At 58.7% G+C, this 22,641-nt stretch carries 18 protein-coding genes, 1 rRNA gene and 1 other RNA gene; 1 reads left to right on the top strand and 19 read right to left on the bottom strand.

Annotation, left to right across the window (positions count from 1 at the left end; translation table 11 throughout):
* Both KGL31_06025 and KGL31_06020 read right to left on the bottom strand, forming a co-directional pair.
* Positions 1-525: ribosomal RNA gene (locus tag KGL31_06025) — 16S ribosomal RNA — on the bottom strand; the annotation flags it as partial.
* A 238-nt stretch (positions 526-763) separates the two neighbouring features.
* Positions 764-2,011, bottom strand: a complete 1,248-nt coding sequence (locus KGL31_06020) for a tyrosine--tRNA ligase (protein MDE2321461.1) — start codon at positions 2,009-2,011, stop codon at positions 764-766.
* A gap of 223 nt (positions 2,012-2,234) precedes the next feature.
* Here KGL31_06020 and KGL31_06015 point away from each other — a divergent pair, with 223 nt between their 5' ends.
* The gene (locus KGL31_06015) at positions 2,235-4,454 is read left to right on the top strand and encodes a PBP1A family penicillin-binding protein (GenBank protein ID MDE2321460.1); all 2,220 of its coding nucleotides are present in this window, start codon (positions 2,235-2,237) and stop codon (positions 4,452-4,454) included.
* 13 nt (positions 4,455-4,467) lie between these two features.
* On the opposite strand, the gene KGL31_06010 is transcribed toward KGL31_06015, so the two are convergent.
* The 17 genes from KGL31_06010 to KGL31_05930 form a co-directional block, all read right to left on the bottom strand.
* Positions 4,468-4,977 carry a hypothetical protein gene (locus KGL31_06010; protein ID MDE2321459.1) on the bottom strand — a complete coding sequence of 170 codons (510 nt, stop codon included), beginning with the start codon at positions 4,975-4,977 and terminating at the stop codon, positions 4,468-4,470.
* A 254-nt stretch (positions 4,978-5,231) separates the two neighbouring features.
* On the bottom strand, positions 5,232-6,329 hold the full coding sequence (locus KGL31_06005; protein MDE2321458.1) for a zinc-binding dehydrogenase: 1,098 nt from the start codon (positions 6,327-6,329) through the stop codon (positions 5,232-5,234).
* On the bottom strand, positions 6,326-7,366 hold the full coding sequence (locus tag KGL31_06000) for an alcohol dehydrogenase catalytic domain-containing protein (GenBank protein MDE2321457.1): 1,041 nt from the start codon (positions 7,364-7,366) through the stop codon (positions 6,326-6,328). Before KGL31_06000 ends, KGL31_06005 begins: the two co-directional genes overlap by 4 nt.
* A gap of 4 nt (positions 7,367-7,370) precedes the next feature.
* Positions 7,371-7,733, bottom strand: coding sequence for a DUF971 domain-containing protein (locus tag KGL31_05995; protein ID MDE2321456.1), 363 nt, complete (start codon positions 7,731-7,733; stop codon positions 7,371-7,373).
* Positions 7,734-7,743: 10 nt separating this feature from the next.
* Entirely contained in the window at positions 7,744-8,082 is a 339-nt protein-coding gene (locus tag KGL31_05990) for a hypothetical protein (protein ID MDE2321455.1), read from the bottom strand.
* 30 nt (positions 8,083-8,112) lie between these two features.
* Positions 8,113-9,027: a bifunctional methylenetetrahydrofolate dehydrogenase/methenyltetrahydrofolate cyclohydrolase FolD gene (folD, locus tag KGL31_05985; protein MDE2321454.1), complete on the bottom strand. Its 915-nt coding sequence runs from the start codon at positions 9,025-9,027 to the stop codon at positions 8,113-8,115.
* A 9-nt stretch (positions 9,028-9,036) separates the two neighbouring features.
* Positions 9,037-9,813, bottom strand: a complete 777-nt coding sequence (locus KGL31_05980) for a TIGR00282 family metallophosphoesterase (protein MDE2321453.1) — start codon at positions 9,811-9,813, stop codon at positions 9,037-9,039.
* A 97-nt stretch (positions 9,814-9,910) separates the two neighbouring features.
* Complete coding sequence (rny, locus tag KGL31_05975; GenBank protein MDE2321452.1) at positions 9,911-11,476, bottom strand: ribonuclease Y; 1,566 nt, start codon at positions 11,474-11,476, stop codon at positions 9,911-9,913.
* Positions 11,477-11,650: 174 nt separating this feature from the next.
* A non-coding RNA gene (gene ssrS, locus KGL31_05970) (6S RNA) lies at positions 11,651-11,835 on the bottom strand.
* 51 nt (positions 11,836-11,886) lie between these two features.
* Complete coding sequence (locus KGL31_05965) at positions 11,887-12,222, bottom strand: cell division protein ZapA (protein ID MDE2321451.1); 336 nt, start codon at positions 12,220-12,222, stop codon at positions 11,887-11,889.
* A 7-nt stretch (positions 12,223-12,229) separates the two neighbouring features.
* Positions 12,230-12,547 carry a hypothetical protein gene (locus KGL31_05960; GenBank protein ID MDE2321450.1) on the bottom strand — a complete coding sequence of 106 codons (318 nt, stop codon included), beginning with the start codon at positions 12,545-12,547 and terminating at the stop codon, positions 12,230-12,232.
* Positions 12,548-12,618: 71 nt separating this feature from the next.
* Positions 12,619-15,036, bottom strand: a complete 2,418-nt coding sequence (locus tag KGL31_05955; GenBank protein MDE2321449.1) for a phenylalanine--tRNA ligase subunit beta — start codon at positions 15,034-15,036, stop codon at positions 12,619-12,621.
* Between the two features lie 217 nt (positions 15,037-15,253).
* Positions 15,254-15,787 (bottom strand): hypothetical protein, encoded by a 534-nt coding sequence (locus KGL31_05950; GenBank protein MDE2321448.1) that lies wholly within the window; start codon positions 15,785-15,787, stop codon positions 15,254-15,256.
* A gap of 197 nt (positions 15,788-15,984) precedes the next feature.
* Positions 15,985-18,177 (bottom strand): cbb3-type cytochrome c oxidase subunit I, encoded by a 2,193-nt coding sequence (locus KGL31_05945; GenBank protein ID MDE2321447.1) that lies wholly within the window; start codon positions 18,175-18,177, stop codon positions 15,985-15,987.
* A 238-nt stretch (positions 18,178-18,415) separates the two neighbouring features.
* Positions 18,416-18,859 carry a putative toxin-antitoxin system toxin component, PIN family gene (locus KGL31_05940; GenBank protein MDE2321446.1) on the bottom strand — a complete coding sequence of 148 codons (444 nt, stop codon included), beginning with the start codon at positions 18,857-18,859 and terminating at the stop codon, positions 18,416-18,418.
* Positions 18,856-19,077, bottom strand: a complete 222-nt coding sequence (locus KGL31_05935) for a ribbon-helix-helix protein, CopG family (protein MDE2321445.1) — start codon at positions 19,075-19,077, stop codon at positions 18,856-18,858. Before KGL31_05935 ends, KGL31_05940 begins: the two co-directional genes overlap by 4 nt.
* Positions 19,078-19,224: 147 nt before the next feature.
* Positions 19,225-22,638 (bottom strand): DEAD/DEAH box helicase family protein, encoded by a 3,414-nt coding sequence (locus KGL31_05930; GenBank protein MDE2321444.1) that lies wholly within the window; start codon positions 22,636-22,638, stop codon positions 19,225-19,227.
* Positions 22,639-22,641: the final 3 nt, after the last annotated feature.

Below are 22,641 nucleotides of genomic sequence, written 5' to 3'. Positions count from 1 at the left end.
GCTGCTGGCACGTAGTTAGCCGGGGCTTCTTATACCGGTACCGTCAAGCCCTTGCGGGCGTTTCGTCCCGGTCGAAAGGGGTTTACACTCCGAAAAGCTTCATCCCCCACGCGGCGTCGCTGCGTCAGGCTTTCGCCCATTGCGCAATATTCCCCACTGCTGCCTCCCGTAGGAGTCTGGACCGTGTCTCAGTTCCAGTGTGGCCGGTCGCCCTCTCAGGCCGGCTACCGATCGTCGCCTTGGTAGGCCGTTACCCCACCAACTAGCTAATCGGACGCAGGCTCCTCCATCGGTGGAAGCTGCTTACGCTCGCCCCCTTTGGTTCTCATGGGATCCCCACAAGAACATTACCCGGTATTAGCCCACCTTTCAGCAGGTTATCCCGATCCGAAGGACAGATTACCTACGCGTTACTCACCCGTTCGCCGCTTTACTCATCCCGTTGCCGGGACTTTCTCGCTCGACTTGCATGTGTTAGGCACGCCGCCAGCGTTCGTTCTGAGCCAGGATCAAACTCTCCAAATTGAAACGTACGAGGTATTCGCCTCGAAGCGGGCTCCCGTTTCCGGATCACCCGCTCTGGCCGACTTCATTCGCCCTCAAGTCAGTAGCAACGATATTCTATTGTCAAAGAGCAGCAATGAAAACCCGGCAGTTTTGACGGGTGTCACATCTCTATTCAATATAGAGCATCGTGCATAAAGCGTCAATGGCAAATATTGAATAGCAGAGTCCGTACACTACAGCAATGGTGTTATGGCTGTCAAGTGTTTTTTTGGGGTAGGACGCTCTTTTTTACTCTTCGATAAAAACGCTTTCCTACCTTCAGCACATGCTCCCGGTCCATCGGCACCTTGGCATGTTCATCTCGTACGACTTCTCCATCGAGACTGACGCCACCCTGGCGGAGGAGCCTTCTAGCTTCCGAGAGGCTCATCGTCCCCCCTGATTCCTTAATTAACCAGACGAGATCCACGGCCACTATCTCATCTACAATCGTGAACGTACTGATCTCATCCGGCAGTTTCTTTTCCCGGAAGATCCGATCGAACTCAATAGCCGCCTCTTCGGCGGCCTGCGCTCCACGGTAAAGCGCGACCAGCTTCCTAGCCAATTCTACTTTCGCGGTCCTGGGATGAAGCGTGCCGAGCTTTAGCCCCTTTTCCATCGCTTCTACAGCCTCCGGCGACATCCCGGCCACCAGTTCGGCATATTTCACAATGAGTTCGTCCGGAATCGACATAGCCTTCCCAAACACCTCCCTCGCAGGCTCATCAATCCCGATATAGTTGCCGAGGCTTTTGCTCATCTTTTGAACCCCATCGGTTCCTTCAAGCAGAGGCGTGATAAGCGCAACTTGTGGCTCCTGCCCATGAGCCCGCTGCAGATCCCGTCCCACAAGGAGGTTAAACTTCTGATCGGTGCCGCCTAATTCGACATCGGCCCGGAGCACTACCGAATCATACCCTTGAGCCAGCGGGTAGAGGAACTCATGGACACCAATGGGGCGTCCCTCCCGATATCGCTTTTGAAAATCGTCTCGCTCTAGAAGCCGAGCCACCGTGTACTGTGCCGCCAGACGGATCACGTTGGCAAAGTTCATTTGACTCAGCCACTCACTGTTGAAACGGATCTCGGTCCGACTTTGATCAAGGATTCGGAATATTTGTCTCTTATATGTTTCCGCGTTAGTCTGAACCTCCCCGACGCTCAGTGGCTTACGAGTCTCTGATCTACCCGTCGGGTCGCCGATCATTCCGGTGAAATCACCGATGAGAAATATCACCTGATGGCCAAGATCCTGGAACTGGCGTAGTTTCCTCAGGACGACTGTGTGGCCTAGGTGCAGATCCGGCGCTGAGGGATCGGCGCCAAGCTTAATGCGGAGCGGGACGCCAGTCCGCAGTGAGCGCTCGAGTTTCTCAAGCAGCTCTGCTTCGGAAACAATCTCCACGGCACCACGCCGGAGGGCACAAAGTTGCTCATGGGCTTGTGCTTTTGCATCATTCATCTGTGATTTCTCCGCGAAGTTGGTGATTGCCTTTCTAGCATAATAGCGGTCTCACCGCAACTCCAAACCCGTCTTCCTCATATCCTTTTGACCTCAGCGCAGAGGCGAGCGCGGCGATGCTTGTGAGGGCGTAAGCCCTCTGTTATAGTGGTACCTGTCGTCGTTCGTATATTGAGCGTTGCAGTAATCGCCCCACAATATCAAATACTTAAAGACGTGGCATATGCGACAACCCTCTCGACCTACCGTAGCTATAATCTGGTCCCTCCTGCTACTGATGGCTATCTCATCAGGAGTCCTCGGAGGCCTGTTTGTTACGTTCCTCCGGGACCTGCCGACACTTGAGGCACTTGAGGAATATCAGCCCAGCCTAGTGACCACACTCTATTCGGATCACGATGAACCTTTTGCCGCCCTCTTCGAACAGAAACGTTTCTGGGTTTCGCTGGACAAAATCCCTCGCCATCTGATCAATGGGCTTATCGCAGTCGAGGACGCCCAGTTCTACGAGCATCGCGGAATCAATTTTCGAGGCATCGCCCGAGCACTGCTGGTCAATCTCTGGGCCCTGCGCCCCGTTGAGGGCGGAAGTTCCATCACGCAACAGTTGGCGAAGCTACTGCTCCTGACCCCTGAGAAACATCTTTCCAGAAAAATCAAGGAGGCCGTCCTCGCGATCGAAATCGAGAAACGATACTCTAAAGAGAAGATCCTTGAACTCTATCTCAATCAGGTCTACTTCGGACACGGCGCTTATGGGGTGGAGTCTGCTGCCCGCACCTACTTCAAGAAGTCGGTGGATCAGCTTAACCTCGCCGAGGCTGCAACCCTCGCCGGACTGCCGCGGGCTCCCAACTACTACTCTCCCATCACCGACAAGGAACGGGCGATACGCCGCCGGGACCATGTGTTGACCCGAATGGCTCAGCAAGGGTTCATCACCAATCAGCAGGCCGCTTCCGCTTTCGCCGTCACCTTCGACGAATTCCCGTTCGAGAAAACTCGAAACCTCGGCCCTTACTTCGTCGAGTATATCCGCCAGCAACTGGAAGAGACATATGGCACATACGCCGTATACCATGGCGGCTTGAAGGTCTACACGACGCTGAACATCGGCGCGCAGCGGAGCGCGGAGGCGGCTCTGATCGAAGGACTCCGTGAGATCGACAAGGCCAGAGGCTTTCGCGCTCCTCATACACGATCCTCAACCGCCACAGTGTCCCGCAAAGGCTCTCCCTCGTACCTTATCCCGAAGGCAGGTGAGATCCTCAGTGCAACAGTCACAAAGATTCTGCCAAAGGCGATTACGGTTCAGGTCGGTGGGTATCAGAGCGACATTGTCCTTGACAAGATACCCTGGTTGGATCCGTCGCAACCGCGCCAGCAGCTTCAGATCGGTATGGAGGTGAAGGTTCAGGTCTTGAGCGTCAATAAACAAAAAAAGACTCTCGATCTGAACCTCGAACAAGATCCCGAGATTGAGGGCGCCTTTCTCGCCATCGATCCGAGGAATGGCGGTATCAAGGCGATGATAGGTGGGTACGACTTCGAGCGATCCAAATTCAATCGCGCCCTCCAGGCTAGGCGACAGCCCGGCTCCGCCTTCAAACCCTTTGTCTACGCCGCTGCTTTCGATCGCGGCCTCACCCCTTCTACAATCATCAATGATGCGCCTGTACGCTACCCGCTTCTCGTGGACGGCAAACGAACCGAGTGGAGCCCGGAGAACTATGACCGGAAGTTCCGCGGCCAGACCACATTACGATACGGACTCGAGCACTCCATCAACGTCGTCGCGGTGAAGCTCATCGAGCGGATCGGAGTCGATCCGGTCATCGAGTTGGCCCATAACCTCGGAATCGCGAGTACGCTACGGAGGGAATATGCCTTGGCCCTCGGTGTCTCGGAGGTTACATTATCGGAGATGGTCTCAGCCTTCGGTGTGTTTGCGCATTCAGGAATCCGATTTCCACCTTATGGCATCAGGAAGGTGGTAGACAACAAAGGGGCGCTTCTGGAAGAGCACGTTCCGGCAGGCCAGCAGACGATGAGGGAGGAGACGGCGTTTATCTTAACCAACGTCCTAAAAGGCGTCGTCGAGCGGGGGACCGGGTCACGAGCGCGCGTTCTGGGAAGACCTGTCGCGGGTAAAACGGGAACCACTCAGGCGGCGACCGATGCCTGGTTCATCGGGTATACACCCGATCTCGTCGCGGGGGTCTGGGTTGGCTATGACACCAAGCGATCGCTTGGACCGCACGAATCGAGCGCTACCCTCGCCGTGCCCATCTGGACCCGTTTCATGCAACGAGCCCTCAAGGATACTCCATCAGAAGAGTTCCCTGTGCCGGAGAACGTGACATCCATATGGGTAAACTACCCATCCGGGCGTCCCACCACCTCTGACGACAAAAGCGCCATCCAGGAGTTTTTCTTCAAGTGAGAATTGCGGCTGCTTAGCTTGGCCAGCCGATGTACTGTCCATCCTCCCAAAGCTCAACCATCCGGCTCACGATGGTCAGCCGGTCTTCAAACCGCTCGCTTTGTGAAAGGACTTGATCCGATGGCCAGAGTTTCCACAGGGCAGGACGGGAGCACTCGCTGAGACTGAAGTAACTCTCACGCAGCCTCGCTAGCGCGTTCTTGTTACAACGGAGCAAGTTTGAGGTGGGGACAATCAGCGGCTTTGGATTGTCGAACAGATGGCCCCAGTGAAGGCAGTCACGAAGGTTGATCCCCGTGAGACGACAGGCCAACCGCGCGAACTCCATGAACCACTCGGTGGTGCGACCGCACACCAGACAGCCCCGGCAGTCGTCATGAACAACGACAGGGACATAAGCCTCTGCCATCGGCCCACCTGCCAGGATCCACTGCACACCGCGATAATGGTGAAAACGCAACTTCGGTGAAGCAGTTTCTACTCGACCCCGGATCGGCTCGTGCCGGCTCGTACGCGCCGGCATCACTAATCGTTTCTCGTGCGCAACGACCGATAACGAAGCCGTCGGAATTAGTGTTATCTGCTCAGTTTCATTTGCCAATTTCTTCACCATGCCGACGAGTAGGCTATCCGCAAGCGCGCCGCCGCCTCATGACTGCCTGAATCCGCACTATCCTTATCGCTGTCGGCTGATCTTGTCAACACTTTCTTATGCGTTTTCTTCCATCTTGCTCTATACGTGTGGGGTCACACAGCGCAGGACTTCCCTGACCCTTCTCAGACGCCAAGTTGATCCCACGGAAACAGGATCGTTCGCAGGGTACTCCGCTCCTGCACCATTTCGAGCGCTCTCGGTAACTCCATGAGAGGGAGACGGGCAGTGATGAGGCTGCCTACCGGAACCTCGCGATGAGCGATGGCATGGACGGCATTGGCGAAATCAGCCGGAGTATGGTGGTAGATCGGGATGATCCGAATCTCCTCGTAATGTAATCGATGTAGGTCGAGAGGAAGGACAGCGCCCTTGGCCGCTCCCCCGAACGACACCAGCGTGCCGCCCCGACCCACCCCCTCAAACGCGTCCTGATACGCCTGCGCGCTTCCCACCGCCTCAATGACGACATCGGCCTTATCGACTCCCAATGCCGCTAGCAGGCTCGCATTCTCCGACCCTCCGGCGGTGTTCAACGCCGCGTCGGCGCCGAAGCTCTTCGCTAACGTCAGACGATCCTCATGATGATCTACGCTGACGAGGCGAATCGATCGCCCGTAACGGTTACGTAGGACGGCGATGAACATCAGGCCGATCGGTCCGGCGCCCACGATGGCGACACGATCGCCGTCGGAGATCTGCACGCGGCGAACGGCGTGCATGACGCAGGCGAGCGGCTCAGCCAGGGCCGCCTCCTCAAAGGGAACCTGCGCGGGTAGCTCATACAGGTTCACCTCCGTGATCCGTCCAGGGATACGAATGTAGGGGGCGAAGGCGCCGTTGTTGTACAGCAGTCGTTCGCACATACCCTGACGAGCGCACCGGCACGCGCGACAACGGGCCGACGGCTCCGAATCGGTGCAAGGGGCCGAGTTCGCGGCAACCACCCGCATTCCCGGCTGCCACCGAACATCGGCCTGCTCCCCTCGCGCCACCACAACCCCGGCCCACTCATGCCCGAAGAGCCCGGGAATCTTAATCATCGGATGCGATCCACGCAGATAGACCTTGCGGTCCGTAAAATCGATCGAGGCGGCCTCGACCCGGGCCAGGAGCTCCTTCGGGCCGATCGGAGGAATCGGCACCTCCTCCAACCGCACATCTTGCGGACCGTGAAGCACCGCCGCGACCATCGTCCGGTTGAGGATCTCCACAGGACTCATGCCGCGCCCGTTCCGTTTGCGTAAAACACGACCTTGGTGGCCTGTCCTTCCCGCTGGAGACGCGCGCCTTCCGCGAACCGACTCAAGTCGAAGCGATGGCTGATAAATAGGTCGGTCCGGATCTGTCCAGAGGCCAGGAGCCGAATCGCCTCTTTCAGGTCCGCCGGCGTGGACGAATAGGTTGCCGTAAGCGACAGCTCCTGTCGGTAGAAGACGCCCAGGTCGATCGCCATACGTCCGGCCGCGCCCGCATCCGCAAACAGGTTGATCATTCCGCCGGCGCGCAGGACGCTCAACGCGGCTTCCACCATCGACGCGCTGACCGCAGTCAGAATAGCCCCGTCAATTCCGTCCTCTTCCCTAACCGAGCGAAGTGCTCTTCGAGGATCCGACCCGGCTACATTCAGGGTCGTCTCAATACCAAGCATTCGAGCTAACTCCAGGCGCTCCTCACGAATATCCACACAGACCGGTCTTGCGCCGAATACGGCAACGGTCTGCGCGACCAGCAACCCCATACATCCTGCACCGACCACCACGATCTGATCGCCGGCCTGCACATTGGATCGCTTCACCGCCCGCAACGCGCAGGCCAACGGCTCCATAAAGATGCCAACATCGTCCGGAAGCAAGTCGGGAAGCGTGAAGGACGCCTGCGCGACCTGAAAGGCTGGAATCCGGACATACTCGGCGAAACCGCCCGGATCGATGTTAGTCGCTTTGAACTGAGGACACATCGAGTCGTTGCCATGGCGACAGTAACGGCACCGGCCACACGGAACATGGTGCGCAACGGCCAGACGATCACCAATGGCAAATCGTTGCACTCCTTCGCCGATCGCCTTGACCACACCTACCAGCTCGTGGCCCAATGGAACGGGCAGCTTCAGCGGCGTTCCGCCAAAGATCTTCCCCAGGTCAGAACCGCACAGGCCGCATGCCCGCATCTCCAGCAGCAGTTCCCCCGGTCCGAGGAATGGAACCGGCAGCTCCGTCAGCTCAACGACCCCGGGTTCCAGCAGACGAATCGCTTTCATCCGATCACTGCGCTACTTCGGTGCCGGCGCATTGTTCACAGGGGCAGTTCGCCCGCAGAGATTCATACGTATAGATGCCGGTGTCGTGCCCATCGCTCCAGGTAAAGTTCAGCGCGTACCATCCCACAGGACGATAGTTGGTAACCTGCACTTCACCGGGCTTGAGGACCGGACCGCTGAGAACCAGGAGATTCTTCGTTTCCAGCTTCTTGCTCCTGGCATCGTTACAGGAGGCGCACGGGCAATCGCGTCGAAGATCATCAAATGGGTACACGCTACGATGTCCGTCGCGCCATGTAATGATCAGGCTCCGCTCCTGCCGATCAACGATCACCTCGGCCGGATCAGACGATCGTGTCGGTATCATCGTTCACCCACTACTTCTGATCTCTGTCCAGACTACCGGGAAATCGGCGCTGTTGCCGGATTACTCGACCCCGAGAGATCGCCCGAAGGAGCAATCGTCCTTCATCGGTCTCTTGTTCGAGGTGAGGAATCAGGTCACCATAGCGGATGACTCGCTCCCCTGTCCTGGCGAAAATCTGGTTCTGGTCGATCTTATACCGCTCGATCCACCGCTTCACCTCAGCGATGGCTTCCTCCTTCGTCAATAGCGGAGGCTCACCCTCTTCAGCATCCGGTGCGATTGGCTCTCCGTTGGGGCGATTCAACTCATCCGTCATATAGATCACCGCACTTCCATATATAGGCGCCATGACCTCCCTGCCAGGGCGCCGCGCTCTGCCTCAGGATTGCGCTGTCTCGCTTTTGCCCGATGCAGCCGGCGCAGCCCCTGAGGGCCGGCGAGTATCGCAAAAGCGTCGGCAGGCGTCCACCGTATTTCGTAACAGCATGGCTACCGTCATCGGGCCGACCCCGCCTGGCACCGGAGTGATCAGCGACGCCTTTTCCGCAACCCTCGGAAAGTCCACATCCCCCACCACTCTGCCGTCTGTAAGCCGATTCACGCCGACATCAATGACCACGGCCCCCCCCTTGACCATCGAGTCGGTCACCAAACCCGGCTTCCCTGCCGCCACAACCAGGATATCGGCCTGCCGGGTATGAGAGGCAAGATCGCGGGTCTTGATATGACAGATGGTGACGGTCGCGTGATGCTGCAGCAGCAGGAACGCCGTCGGCTTGCCGACTACGACACTCCAGCCGACGATGACGGCATGCTTCCCCTCGATTACCACATGTGACCGATTGAGCAGTTCAAGAATACCAAGCGGCGTAGACGCGACAAAAAGGGGGTTCCCGACGAGCAATCCGCCCAGGTTGGCGGGGTGAAACCCGTCCACATCCTTTTCCGGGAGGATCGCCTCCAGGACTCGCTTTTCGCTGATGTGAGGCGGGAGCGGAAGCTGGACGAGAATAGCGTGTACGGCAGGGTCGCTATTCAGGCGCCCAATCTCGTGGAGAAGTGACGCTTCCGGAAGGTCGGCCGGCAGGTCGATCCGTAACGAGATAATTCCGACTTCTTTACACGCCCTGGCCTTGTTCTGTACATAGGTCGCCGAGGCCGGGTCATTCCCGACGAGGATCGCAGCCAGGCACGGAACCACCCCGGTCTGCGCAGCCATTGCCGCGACTTCGATCTGGACTTCCCTGCGAATCTCTGCTGCAATAGACCTGCCGTCGATAATCCGCGCTGACATGCGACCGTTTCAGGGCTCCCGTTGGATCCGGAGGATTGAGGTCGAGCGGCCGGTCCGCTCGTCGATCTCCACCACAACTCCGCACAGTCGAGGCGCCCCGGTGGCCGGTCGGAACTGCTTCGGAAGACCGGATAGGAATTTGGCGATCGGCGCCTCAATGCCCATCCCTATGACGGAGTCGTAGCCACCCGTCATTCCTGCATCGGTGAGGAACGCCGTCCCTCCAGGAAGGATCCGCTCGTCAGCAGTCTGGACATGCGTGTGGGAGCCGATCACCGCCGATACCCGCCCGTCGACATACCAGGCAAAAGCCTGTTTCTCCGCCGTCGCCTCACCGTGAAAATCGACAAAGATCAGTGTCGTTTCTCGGCGCAACCGGCCGATTTCACGGTCACCCACTCGAAACGGGCAATCAAGTGTGGGCATGAACGCCCGCCCCTGCAGATTGAGCACCCCTACGATACAGCCACCGCGGTCTACCACCAGGCTTCCACTACCCGGCGCCGGTTCGGGGTAGTTAGCCGGTCGCAGGAGCCGCTCCTTCTTCGCGATGTACTCTTCGACCTCCTTCTTATCCCAGAGGTGGTTCCCGGAGGTCAGGATATCGACGCCGAGCGCGAACATCTCTTCAGCCACCGCGCCCGTGATGCCGAAGCCACCAGCCAGGTTTTCACCATTCGCAATGACCAGGTCGATCTTCTGCTCCTCGGCCAGGCGCGGCAACACAGACGCCACGATCTCACGACCCGGCTTGCCGATCATATCACCGATGAATAGTATCCGCATGGCTTACTGTTTCGGGTTGCGCGTTTCAGGTTTCGGGTTCAATGCTGACCAAACGGAAGCTTTGACCCGACACTCTGAACTCGAAACTCGTACATTGCTATTTGGCGTACTCCACCGCCCTGGTCTCGCGGATGACGGTCACCTTGATATGGCCAGGGTACTGCAACTCCTCTTCGATTCGCTTTGCGACATCCCGCGAAAGCTGATACGCCTGTACGTCCGATACCTCAGCGCTCTCAACGATGATGCGTACCTCGCGTCCGGCCTGGATAGCGTATGTCTTGCTCACGCCCGCAAAGGAGTTCGCGATCCTTTCCAATCCCTCGAGCCGTTTCACGTAGCTTTCCAACAGCTCACGTCTGGCCCCAGGTCTGGCCGCCGAGAGCGTGTCAGCGATCTGGAGCACTATGGCCTCCAGGCAGGTAATCTCTACGTCTTCGTGGTGGGCGGCGATCGCGTTCACTACCCTCGGGTGCTCACCGTACTTCTTAGCCAGCTCAGCCGAAATGGAAACGTGAGTCCCTTCCATGTTAACGTCGGCCGACTTCCCGATATCGTGAAGCAGACCTGCTCGCTTGGCAACCTTGACATCGAGCCCCAACTCAGCGGCCATGACACCGGCAAGTTGTGCCACCTCTATCGTATGCTGAAGCTGATTCTGCGAATAGCTGGTCCGGTACTTGAGTCGCCCCACCAAACGCACGAGTTCGGGGTGCAGACTGCTAATCCCCACTTCGAAGGCTGTTCGTTCACCGGTTTTCTTGATGTCGTCATCGATCTCCCCCTTCACCTTCTCCACCATTTCTTCGATGCGAGCCGGATGGATCCGCCCATCAGTGATGAGGCGTTGTAGCGCCTCTTTGGCGATAGCTCGCCGAATAGGATCGAAGCCGGACAGGATCACCGCTTCAGGGGTATCGTCCACGATCACATCAATCCCCGTTGCCCGCTCGAAGGCCCGGATGTTGCGTCCCTCCCGACCAATGATCCGCCCCTTCATCTCCTCGTTCGGCAAATCCACCACAGAGACCGTCGATTCCATAATGAACTCCGACGCGCACTTATCCACGGCAACGGTCAGGATCTCTTTCGCCTTCGCCTCTGCCGTCGCCCGCGCCTCATCCTCAAGCCGTTTGAACAAGGCTATCGACTCGATTCTGGCCTCCTGCTCCAGATTCTGAAGCAGGATCTTCCTGGCCTCCTCGGCAGTGAGGCCGGAGATGCGCTCCAGTTGTCGCTGCGCATCATCCATCAACTGAGCGCACTGGGCCTCTTTGTCGGCGGCAGCCTGCTCTCTGTTGCCCAGATTTTTGACCAGTGCGTCCATTTCGCGGTCTCGTCGTTCCAACTGCTCCAGCCTTCGGTCGAGGGTTTCTTCCTTTTGATTCAGGTGACGTTGCGCGCTCTCGACCTCCTGGCGACGACTCTTAGTCTCTCGCTCCAGATCAGTCTTCGTCTGAATAGCGAGTTCCTTGGCCTCGAGGTCAGCCTCCCGAAGTTTGGTTTCTGCCTCTTTCTGCGCCTCGTTCAAGATACGCTTGGCCAGAGTCTCTGCCTCGGCGACCTTGCTTTCGACCACCTGTTTTCTTAGCAGGTACCCAACTATGACACTTGCAACCGCCACGATCAGAACAATTGCTAGCTGATCAACTCCAATTGCCAACGGAGGCCCACCTCCTTCCGAACTTCCTATGCCAATGCCATTGAATACATGGCCAGAAATACAACCAGAGGATCACAACGTAGAGGATTGGAAGAAGCCCTCGGCGAGGCGAGAAGGGTACAAAGGTTAAGCGGTCCTGATAACGGGTGAGCGCGCAATAGGGGAAGTAGGGTAGGACCCCCCACCTTTGTGCCGTTTGAGGGATGAGGTTTGAACCTGGCTAACCAGGTGGCTGCCCGGGCAGCGCTTCAGGCTCTCCCCACGTAAGTGAGGTTATGCACACCACGCTGCGAAGAGGGCCCCCGTTTTTTACTGTTGGTTCAAAAAACGTACCCTCATCACGAACACGGCAGGGGGTCTCGATAATTTCATGCTGCGTAGAATGATGCACCGCAGCCCTCTTACTCCACCTATGCTCCACCGACTTCCAACTTCTGATCAACGCTTTGAGGACCGCTTGCTCCTTCTTCGAGCGCGGTTCTCAACAGCTCTGATAGCGTGCTCAGCTTCACCGCAACCATTGTCTCGGACCGCTCCCGCTCGGCCTCTGTTTTAAAAAGCTCATCTGCAATATTCAGTGAGGCCAACACGATCGCCTTCGTGGGTGGGAGCGACTGAGATCCCTTCACAACCCCATCCAGTTTGGCGTCGACGTACGCCGCAACCCCTCGGACATACGACGGATCTTCTACGGCACGGATCGTGTACTGCTCCCCTCGGATCACGACACTGACCAGTTGCTCCATACGATCCTCAAACGCCAGACTCAACCGAGGCCTCAATCCGCGCGACCTCTTCCAGCATGTGATCTATCTTCAGTCGAACCTCCTCACGCTCCTCTTGCATTCGAATGAGTTGCTCCTGATCCCTCTTTCGTGCGGTCTCGAGCGCTCCCACCTGCTCTACCCGCGCCTTAGTCACAGCCTGCAACTCCTCTACCCGCCGCTCCAGGGCCATCTTTTCTTCCTTAAGCTTCGCCACAAGCGCAACCACCAACCTCACCCGACCTTCCAGTTCCTCAAGTTTTTCGGCAAGCATCGTCTGGTCCTGGTCTGAAGCGTGCTCTAACATGAGGTCTCCGCGGTGGCAGCCCTTGTCCGGTTGAGAGCCTACCAAAGCCATGCATCCTTGTAAAGCAAAAATTATCCCCGCAGCCACGCCCCGGTCAGCCGTTGTAACTGCTGAATAATTCGGGCCTCGACTGGGGCTACTTCAGTATCGGTCAGGGTATGATCCGGGGAACGAAAGACCAGTCCAACGCCGCACGATTTGTGCCCTTGTGGCAGTTCTTCCCCATGGAACAGATCGAAAAGCTCAAGCTGTCCGAGCAGCGGTCCCCCGGCTTGTCGGATGGCCTCGAACAACTCAGCGACCGGAACGCGCTCCGGAACGACAAGCGCCAAGTCCCGTCGTACCGCGGGAAAGCGTGGCGACTGCTCAATCCTCAAGGACTCTTCTCCGACTACGCTCAGAAGTGGTTCCAGATCTAACTCAGCCAGGCAGGCTGGGACACGAATCTCAAAGTTATGCGCCACCGCCGGGTGAAGCTCTCCCATCACTCCAAGCCGCACATCCTTCGAGTAGACAGCCATCGTCCGCCCGGGATGAAACGGATATTGATCCGTGATCTGAACGAAGCGCGTCCCTCCAAGATTCAGGCGATTCACCAACTCCTCCACAACGCCCTTTAGATCGTAAAAATCCAATTGCGCAGCCGCCCGGCTCCATTGTCTGTGCCATCTTGGCCCAGCCATACCGATGACCAGCATCTGCCGCTCCTGGGGCAAGTCGGCGTCGCGTGGAAGATAGACTCGCCCGATCTCGAACAGACGGGCACCAGCCTCATCCTGACGAAGATTATTATTCAGACATTCCAGGAGGCTGGGAAGCAACGACATCCGAAGTATCTCTTGATCGGGGGTCATCGGGTTCGCCAGGCGCAGCCCGTTCGATGTCCCGACTTCTGGCCCGGCAACCATCTTGTTCAGGAGACGTCGACCGACCAGCGAATAGGTAATAACCTCTTGCAGGCCGCAGCCAACGAGCAGGTCACTGAGCCGTTCGATAAAGCCACGCATCGGCTGAGATGGGTGATCGGGCAGATGGCCGGCCAGTGTTGTGGTTGGAATCCGGTCGTAGCCAACCAGACGGGCCACCTCTTCCACCAGATCGACGGGAATCTGAATGTCGGTCCTGTGCACCGGCGGTCTCACTCGCAGGTCGTTCCCATCTTCCCGGCAGTCAAACCCAAGCCGGCCGGCCAGCACGTCCCGAATCTGAGTCAATGTGATATCAATGCCCAAGACGCGACGAAGCTCCACCGGGGTAAGTCTGAACTCCATCGGCTCTCTGGGAGCAGGGAATACATCCCACAGTCCGTGTGACGCCTTGCCACCGCAGATCTCTACAAGAAGCTTGGTAGCCCGTCTCAGCGCGACGGTGGTAATGGCCGGCGGCAGTCCCTTGTCGAAGCGGAACGATGCCTCGGTCCTGAGCCGCAGCGCACGGCAACTCTGCCGGATCGAGCCAGGGCTGAAGTTGGCCGACTCGAGCAACACGCTCTTCGTCGACTGCGTCACCTCTGTCTCCAAGCCGCCCATAATCCCGGCAAGCGCGACCGGACGCTTCGCATCGGCAATCACCAGCATGTCAGATGAAAGCGTCCGCAAGAGACCGTCCAGCGTCCGCAGCGATTCTCCAGCCGCAGCGCGCCGCACCACAATTCGCCCGTCATGAATCGTCTCGTAGTCAAAGGCATGCAACGGCTGCCCGTACTCCAGCATGACGTAGTTAGTGATATCGACAACATTATTGATAGGGCGCACGCCGGCAGCCACAAGACGCCTCTGAACCCACGAGGGCGATGGGCCAACCGTAATCCCATGAATGACGGATGCGCTGTACCGCGGGCACAGGTCGGGCGCCAGAATCTCAACCTGCACCTCGTCCCGGACGCTGGACCCTTCCTCTTGGTAGCTCAGATCCGGCAGTGTGAGTGATCCCTCCGTAATGGCCGCCACCTCGCGCGCAACCCCAAGCATGCTCAGACAATCCGGTCTATTCGGCGTGACCTCGAGATCGAGAATGGTATCCCCCAGTACGGCGTTGAGCGGCATGCCGACCTCGGCCTCACCAGGAAGGATAAAAACGCCTTCATGAGCCTCCGACAGGCCCAGTTCCTTCTCGGAACAGAGCACCCCTCCGGAGGCTACCCCCTGAATCTGGACCACCTCCACCACGGTGGCTCGACCTGTCTGAGCGTCAATAAGGTGAGCCCCAACCAGCGCCAGCGGTACCTTGTCGCCGACCTTGAGATTTGTGGCGCCGCTCACGACCGTAACTCTCTCGCCAGATATTCTTAAGCATACCAAGGCGAGAGAGTCAGCCGTCGGATGTGGGGAAATCGATTCGATCTGCGCAACAACAACGCCCGGCCAGCCGTTGCCACGCTCTTCAATCCCGCCCACCTCGGTTCCCGACATGGTCAGCCGATGGGCCAGTTCCTTAGCCGGCAGCGCGACATCGACATATTGGGCCAACCACTTCAGTGAGACCTTCATGTGATGATTGAGTCTCTCGTCAACATCAAGTGATCCGTCATAAAGTCCGCGATCGGACTAGGACGATAACGCGATGGAATGTGCTGTGTCAATAGGAGGGCCCGCGTGGCCTCTCGCCGGCTGAGTTGATAGTCGTCTCGAAGATCGTTACACCGGCGGCCTGCTACCTATAGGCTAGACCCGTGCCCATTGTCTATACCGTGTCAAGACTGTAGAGTCATTTCTTTTCCGGTGGTGGGCAGTTAAATGCGAAGATATGGACGTTCCCACCGTTCCAGTGCGTAACCTTTGCGTCTCCCGCACCCTCAGGCTTTTCAGCGAGGATCGGATGGCCCTTGCCAAACTGAACGATAGGCGTCTCACTCAACAGTGTGAGCTGTTTGTCATTAGCCCGGACCTGAAAGGTGGCTTTCCAACTGTTGTCGCCCATTTTTTCGACGCGCAATTTCAGCTTAGAGCAGTCGTCGGTTGTAATGGGAACAATGATCTTGGCTCCCCCCCAAGGCGCCCTCTTATAGTTGTACGAATTCGGTTTCAACGTCCAGTTGCCAAAGATCCAGTTGGAATCGTAGACGACAATTTTATCGTCCTTAAGGATCTGAAAATTGATCGGTTCGCCTTTGTCTTTATCTTCGTCCTTGGTATTGATTTCAAAAAGTAAATCAACGATATCCGTCGCTAAGGCCGCCTGAAACGAGCCTAGCAGAAGAAGACTGGCGACAGCACCCACGGTCAAGTATTTCAGCCTCATAGTTCGCTCCTCGTTGAAGTAATCACAGTCCAGTAACACATCTTGTCATAGCATCCAAAGCGTACACCGTACACGTGGAACCGATGCCTAATTATTGAGTATACTGACCCGCATATCACTATCCGAAACGTTTGACAACTGCGGCGATTTTCTTGCCTTTCCGGAAACTTGTCAAGTTCGCACGGCGCCGACTCACTTCATGGCTGACGTCTGCTGTTCGCGTGCGTGAATCTCCAGGTCAGGACCGCCGCCAGCGCCATCGGCGCGGCGCCGAATACGATAAACACGGCGTCCCCAGGAAGGCGCAGCCATTCGAGCAGGCGTACGAACGGTTGGTTCATGAACTCCGGACCGCGTGCATGCCAGTAACCGTTGGTCAACACATCCCATAGTTGCAAGACGCCACCGGGGAAGAGGCTCAGTATCACCATCATCGCCAGGCCGATGTTCAGACCCCAGAACGATACGCGCACGAACTTCTCCACGCGTTGCCACTGCTGCTCATCCAGCACCTGCCGGAACGCAATCACCATCAGCGCTAACCCCAGCATCCCGAACACTCCCATCATCGCCGTATGCCCGTGGTTCGATGTCAGGATCGTGCCGACCTCATAGAAACTGACGACCGGCAGATTGATGAGGAAACCAAATACACCGGCGCCGACGAAATTCCAGAAGCCAACCGCCATCAGGAAGTAGAACGTCCACTTATGCGGCAACGACACCGGCAGCTCACACACGCCGCACTGGCTCCGAGTCAGCTTGATAAAGTCCCACGCGTCCAGTGTCAGCAACGTCAGCGGAACGACCTCCATGGCCGAAAACACCGCCGACAGGGCCATCGTAATGGTCGTCTGACCGGTCCAGTACCAATGATGTCCGGTCCCGATGATGCCGCTGCCAAGGTACAGGATCGCGTCAAGATAGACGACACGCGCCACGTTCGCATGCGACATGACGCCCAACTCCAAGAAGATCAGCGCCACCATCACCGTCACGAATAACTCCAGGAATCCTTCGACCCAGAGGTGGACGATCCAGAACCGCCAGTGGTCCACAACCGATAAGTGGGTGGTACTGCCGAAGAACATTGCCGGCAGGTAAAAGAGCGGAATCGCGAGGGCGGCATACTGAAACAGCGATACGACCTGGCGCTGTTTCGGGTTCTGCCGCGCCGGGGCCATGGCGCGCACCAACAACACCAGCCACAGCACCAGCCCGATGACCAGCATGATCTGCCACGCCCGCCCCAGGTCCAGATATTCCCAGCCTTGATGCCCAAACCAAAACCACAGCGAGCCGAACACCTGCTTCACCCCCAGCCACTCGCCCAACAAGCTGCCGGCTACGACCACCACCAGCGCGATAAACAGTAGATTGATGCCCGGCACCTGCCCGCGTACCTCGCGGTTGCCTAGCGCCGCTGCCAGGAACAGTCCGCCCGCCACGTAGGCGGTCGCAATCCAGAAGATCGCCAACTGCAAATGCCATGTCCGCATGATGTGACTCGGCGCAACCTGTGCCAGGTCGATACCGTAGAACTTACCGGGCTCAGCCCGGTAATGCGCGGTCGCGGCGCCAACGATCACCTGCGCCAGAAACAGGAGCGCGACCATCGCAAAGAGCTTGATCGTCGCCCGCTGACTGTCCGAAGCTACACCCGGCAACATCGTGGGATGTACGTGCCCGCTCCCACCCTTCCAACCGAGGAAGTCAAACTTACCGAACGCAAACAGCACCCCCGCGATCCCTGCCAACAATGCGATCAGGCTCAGCGCACTCCACAGAATTGCGTCGGCTGTCAGCGTATTCCCGCTCAGCGGTTCGTACGGAAAGTTGTTTGTGTACGAGTAGGACTTATTGGGCCGATTGGCAACGGACGCCCACGCCGTCCACGCAAAGAAGGCAGTGAGTTGTCGCAACTCCGCCGGGTCGGTGATGTATCCGGCTGGCAGCCCTACGTTGCCTGTCGGCTCGGCGAAGTACGCTGTCCACCTCGCCACCTGGCTCTCGAACGTAGCCGCCTCCGCCTCCGTAAACGTTAATGTTCCGGTCTGCGCGTCATAGCGATTCCGCTTCAACGCCGGCCCTGCTGCGACCGCCAATGCGTGCAGATATTCCGCCGAAAAATCTGGCCCCAGGTATGCCCCATGCCCCCAGACGGAGCCGTTTTCCATCAGGCCGTACCTCAAGAACACTTCCTGCCCGGCCCGGATGTCTTCGCCCGTCATGACGATCACGCCGCCAGGACCGGTCACCTTGTCCGGAATCGGCGGCGCGAACTGATAGGTACGTACCGCCAGCCAGATCAAGACACTCAGTCCAACAATCAACGTGATAACGAGCGCGTACCGCCACCAAGGGGAAAGCCCATCGGGGTTCGCTTTCATTGATTGCTCCTTTGGCTCATGTCGCGGCCTTCCGAAAGGCCAGAGAAGACGCCCTGTCGGATCAACACGCGAATGCAGTCGTCTTTCGAATGGGTCAGCGGCAGGCAGACGCACGAGCGGGCTCACGTGGACGACCGCCTCCTGCAGTCAGTTGATGGCCGTCGCGAAGGCGCCGGACAAAAAGCAAGTGGTAATCCGCAACACCAATGGCGCGGCGTAAAGCATCCGCGCTATCGGCTTAACGTAGTCGGCGTACTTTGCCGCGTCCGGCTCCACGCTGTAATGGGGCCTTCAGTTTCTCCCAGAACTGCCTTGGAGAGAGAATCGTCAGATCCTCGATGTGGCCGATATCCAGAAGCTCCTGATCATCTGTCACGAACAGATCTGCTCCAGCCGATATCGCAGCCGATAGAATGAGCAGATCATCCTGATCTTCGATGTCAACCGTCGGGAGCCTGCCGGGCTGTCCAAGCACGGTGTCTTGCCGCAACAGTCCGATAAAATCAGCAATCAAATCCTGCGCGATACCGAACTTGATCCGCAAGACACGCCTCAGTTCGCTCAGTACTCGTGCGGACGTCAGGAGTTCATGCGACGTCAGTACCTCGCGTAGTACGTCTGCGCACAGTCCGCGAGTTGCCGCTGCGCTGGCCAGAACATTGGTATCGAGGAAAACCCTCACGACACCTCGGCGAACACGTCTTCGTCTGTCAGGTAGCCTCGCGCCTCCGCAAAAGGCATGATCTTGCGCCGCAGCGCTTCAAACTGGCTGATCCGAAGCTGGCGACGAAGGGCCTCTCGGGCGACCTCGCTCCGATTTTTTCCTGACCGACGACTCGCCTTGGTTAACAGGTCGTCCAGATCTTTGTCGAGTCTGATTGTGAGGCTGCTTGTCTTCATGTCATACACTGTAGGACAACTCGACTGTAGTGTCAATGAGAGGATCGGCTCAACGGGGCTGCGGGTCAGCAGCGGGCGGATGCACGAGCGTGCTCCCGTAGACGACCGTCTGCTGCGGCCGCTTATTGGGCATCTCTCTTCCCCGCATCACGCCGCCTTTGCTGTTGCTCGAACGGCCTCCAGTACACGCATCAGTTCGTCGAGGTGAACCGGGCTGAACAGTCCATCCGGACCTCGCGGCGTCAGATCGGTGAACGGCGACTCGTACAGCGCGCTAGGTTCAACGATACCGTGCTCCGTCAAGTGATCCACGACCAGGTTGATGAACTCGATCTGGTTCGCTGAGAGCGTTTTGCCGCTGATGAAGCTCGCCATGGCATCTTTGGCTGCTCCGCGATCCAGCCCGATGAGTGAACGCACGAACAGGCCGAGTCCCTGCGACTCTACCGCGGCGCGGCGAATATCCTCGGCTTCGCCCAGCCCGCTTTCAGCGAGCATGCGTTCGAGTTCACCAAGATCGGTCGCGGTGAGCGGCTTATTCATGCGCAGCTTGTAGATGGCGACGTGGTCGAGGTGCCCCCGCAGGAAAGCCCGCGCCTTGGCGAGGAACCTGGCGTAGTCCGTGCCTACTGCGACACCGGGCAGGTCGATGTTGATCTCGCTGCCCATGACGTCCTCGAAGTCCGTATAAATAAGTTTACGTTGTTGCTTCTCGATCAGTTGTACCAGATTCCGTAACCGGCGGCGTACGACTTCGAGCACCGGGACGGTGACGTCCTGCCACCACTCGTCGCTTTGCACGTCCTGGATGAATGCCATCTGCTCCCGCACCATCGGGATGGCCGATTTCTCCTCCAGCAGCCCAGCGATTTCCTTGACCCGGTCACGTAGCCGTTGAAAGCCGGGTTCGGAGCGCAGCAGCACGAGCTGGAGGCTCAGGAGCAACAGGTCGAAGCGTTTCGCCTCTTCATTCTCCGGGTCGAGTTCCGAGGGAAGCCCGGCGACCTCACGCGACAGCTCGGCCACCGCCTCCGGCGGCAGCGACGTCCAGGCGTCCGGCCTGGCGTACTTCTCGACCAGGCGCCGCCGCGGGCGGACCACAAAGTTGTCGAGGTTCATCGCCGCAACCTCGCCGTGGAGCAGGTCGGCGGTGGCCTGCCGCACCTCGCGGCTGGTCCCCGTGGTACGGTATAAGGCCGAGAGATCCTGGGCCAGATCTCGTTCGACGTCGTCAGGGCGCTTGTCGAGTTCCGCGATCAACTCAAGGCGCGCATTGAACAGCCGCTTGCCAAGGGATTCGACCAGTGCGCCCTCCGTCGTCGGAACGTCCTGACTGAAGTACTCGAGGTTTTGACAGTAGTCGAAGAGATAGAAGAACTGCTTGTCCTGACCCGGCCCGAACAGGTCCGGGCATAGTCGCGTGCCACGGCCCACCATCTGCCAGAACTTGGTCTTCGAGCGCACCAACTTGAAGAACACCAGATTCACGACCTCGGGGATGTCGATGCCGGTATCGAGCATATCCACCGAGATGGCGACATGCGGTACCTTGTCCTTGGCTGAGAAGTTGTCAATCAGGTTCTGCGCATACTCGGTCTTGAAGGTGATGACTCGGGCGAACTCCCCCTTGAAGTGCGGGTAGTTGGCGTTGAAGCGCTCACCGATGAACTCGGCGTGATCCTGGTTCTTGGCGAAGATGATCGTCTTGCCGAGCCGATCGCCACCCGCCACGGCAAGACCCTGGGTCATCAGGTGCGCCAGCACCTTGTCCACAGTGTCTTTGTTGAACAGCCACTTGTTGACCGCCTCGGCCTCGACTCGGTCGGGCACGTTACCGCCTTCATCCCACTCCAGGGCATCCCACTGGTCTTTGTCCTCCTCGGACAGGTCGTCGTACTTAATCCCTTCGCGCTGGAACTTGAGCGGCACCGACACGGCCTTTGGCGGAACCAGAAAACCGTCGCGCACCGCCTCCTCCAGCGAGTAGGCGTCAGTCGGTACCCCATCCTCAAGGTCGAATAGCCGATACGTGTTGCGGTCCACCTCGTCCTTGGGCGTGGCCGTCAGGCCCACCAGCAGTGAGTCGAAGTAGTCGAAGATAGCGCGGTACTTCTGGAACACCGAGCGGTGCGCCTCGTCGATGATGACGAGATCGAAATGACCGACGCCGAAGCGCCGCTGACCGTCACGGGTCTCGTCGACAAGGCCCATCATCGTCGGGTAGGTCGACACGAACACCCGTCCCTCGCCGTCCTTCTCGGTGACGAGATTGACCGGCGAGGCGTCCGGCAGGTGGCGCTTGAAGGCATTCACCGCCTGATTGACAAGCGCCACGCGGTCGGCGAGGAACAGCACGCGCTTGACCCAGTTGCAGCGCATCAGGAGGTCACACAGGGCAATCACTGTGCGCGTCTTGCCCGCGCCGGTAGCCATCACAAGCAGCGCCTTGCGGTCATGGTCGCGCTCGAAGCTTTCCGCGATGCGGCGAATACCACGGGTCTGATAGTGGCGCTCGACGATGGCCGGGTCGATGGCAGCCTCTGCCAGCAGCCGGCGCGTCCCGCGACGCTGGACCAGGAGCTCCAGCTCCGCCTTCTTGTAGAAGCCCTGCACCTGGCGCGGCGGGTACCGGGTATCATCCCAGAGCCAGTGCTCGTAACCGTTGGAGTAAAAGATAAGCGGCCGCTGACCGAACTGTTGCTCCAGGCAGTCCGCGTAGAGCTTGGCTTGCTGCTGGCCGACGCGCGCGTCGCGTCGCGTTCGCTTGGCTTCGACGAGGCCCAGCGGCTTGCCGTCGTCACCCCACAGCACGTAGTCTACAAAGCCCTTGCCCTCTGTATTGGGCATGCCGCTGACTTCGAACTCGCGGTCGCGCGGCTGGCTGAGCGGCCAGCCCGCCTCCTTGAGCAGCAGGTTGATGAAGTAGTCGCGGGTCTCGGCCTCGGAGTAGTCGTGGGTATCCGCCTGGGCGGTGGCAACCAGCTTGATCTTGGCCACCTCGGCGCGGAGGCGCTTCAGTTCCTCGTCGAGGGCGCCCCTGTCCGCGAGTATCGCCGCAAGCTTTTCGTCCCGCTCGCGTAGGCTCGCCTCCAGCGTCCGCAACTGCTCGGGGGTCTGCTGCGGTGACGGCGGGACTTTGGGCAGTGCTGCCGCATCGAAGGCGAGTCCTGGCGCGGGACGCCCTATCCTTCCGTAGGTGCGGGCGAACCAATAGGCCACGTGGAACAGCTCGCGCAACGCGGCCAGCGCGTCTTCCGTGGGGATGGCGCGATGGCTGTGCACGGCGCGGTTGCCGAGCGTGTTGATCACCCGCGCCTTGCTGAACACCGCCTCGCCCGCCGTCTGCTTGAAGCTCGGTTCGTGGATCAGTGCGGCGAGGTTGTCCTGATAGGGCAGCTTGAGTGCCGCATCGTGCTTGTAGGCCCAGCTCACGGCCAGTTCGAGTGCCCGACGGGCATAGAAGCACGCCGTGCGCGGGTCGGCATCGACGGCGGCCTCGGCCCTCGCCGCCGCGTCAAAGACCGCCGACCATTCGCGCTCGATAAAGGCGAACTGGCTCATGGT

The sequence above is a fragment of the Candidatus Methylomirabilota bacterium genome, assembly GCA_028870115.1.
Lineage (GTDB): Bacteria > Methylomirabilota > Methylomirabilia > Methylomirabilales > Methylomirabilaceae > Methylomirabilis.
The sequence above is the reverse complement of the archived record's forward strand: the minus strand, read 5'-3'. Positions and strand labels throughout refer to the sequence as shown.

Bases quoted from the DNA above. Each gene is read 5' to 3' on its own strand.
- KGL31_05935 (MDE2321445.1), bottom strand. From the start codon at position 19,077: ATGAAGACAAGCAGCCTCACAATCAGACTCGACAAAGATCTGGACGAC.
- KGL31_06010 (MDE2321459.1), bottom strand. From the start codon at position 4,977: ATGCCGGCGCGTACGAGCCGGCACGAGCCGATCCGGGGTCGAGTAGAA.
- KGL31_05950 (MDE2321448.1), bottom strand. From the start codon at position 15,787: ATGAGGCTGAAATACTTGACCGTGGGTGCTGTCGCCAGTCTTCTTCTG.
- KGL31_05965 (MDE2321451.1), bottom strand. From the start codon at position 12,222: ATGGAGCAACTGGTCAGTGTCGTGATCCGAGGGGAGCAGTACACGATC.
- KGL31_06015 (MDE2321460.1), top strand. From the start codon at position 2,235: ATGCGACAACCCTCTCGACCTACCGTAGCTATAATCTGGTCCCTCCTG.
- KGL31_06020 (MDE2321461.1), bottom strand. From the start codon at position 2,011: ATGAATGATGCAAAAGCACAAGCCCATGAGCAACTTTGTGCCCTCCGG.
- KGL31_05945 (MDE2321447.1), bottom strand. From the start codon at position 18,177: ATGAAAGCGAACCCCGATGGGCTTTCCCCTTGGTGGCGGTACGCGCTC.
- KGL31_05960 (MDE2321450.1), bottom strand. From the start codon at position 12,547: ATGTTAGAGCACGCTTCAGACCAGGACCAGACGATGCTTGCCGAAAAA.
- KGL31_05980 (MDE2321453.1), bottom strand. From the start codon at position 9,813: ATGCGGATACTATTCATCGGTGATATGATCGGCAAGCCGGGTCGTGAG.
- KGL31_05995 (MDE2321456.1), bottom strand. From the start codon at position 7,733: ATGATACCGACACGATCGTCTGATCCGGCCGAGGTGATCGTTGATCGG.
- KGL31_06000 (MDE2321457.1), bottom strand. From the start codon at position 7,366: ATGAAAGCGATTCGTCTGCTGGAACCCGGGGTCGTTGAGCTGACGGAG.
- KGL31_05990 (MDE2321455.1), bottom strand. From the start codon at position 8,082: ATGGCGCCTATATATGGAAGTGCGGTGATCTATATGACGGATGAGTTG.
- KGL31_05955 (MDE2321449.1), bottom strand. From the start codon at position 15,036: ATGAAGGTCTCACTGAAGTGGTTGGCCCAATATGTCGATGTCGCGCTG.
- KGL31_06005 (MDE2321458.1), bottom strand. From the start codon at position 6,329: ATGAGTCCTGTGGAGATCCTCAACCGGACGATGGTCGCGGCGGTGCTT.
- KGL31_05930 (MDE2321444.1), bottom strand. From the start codon at position 22,638: ATGAGCCAGTTCGCCTTTATCGAGCGCGAATGGTCGGCGGTCTTTGAC.
- folD (MDE2321454.1), bottom strand. From the start codon at position 9,027: ATGTCAGCGCGGATTATCGACGGCAGGTCTATTGCAGCAGAGATTCGC.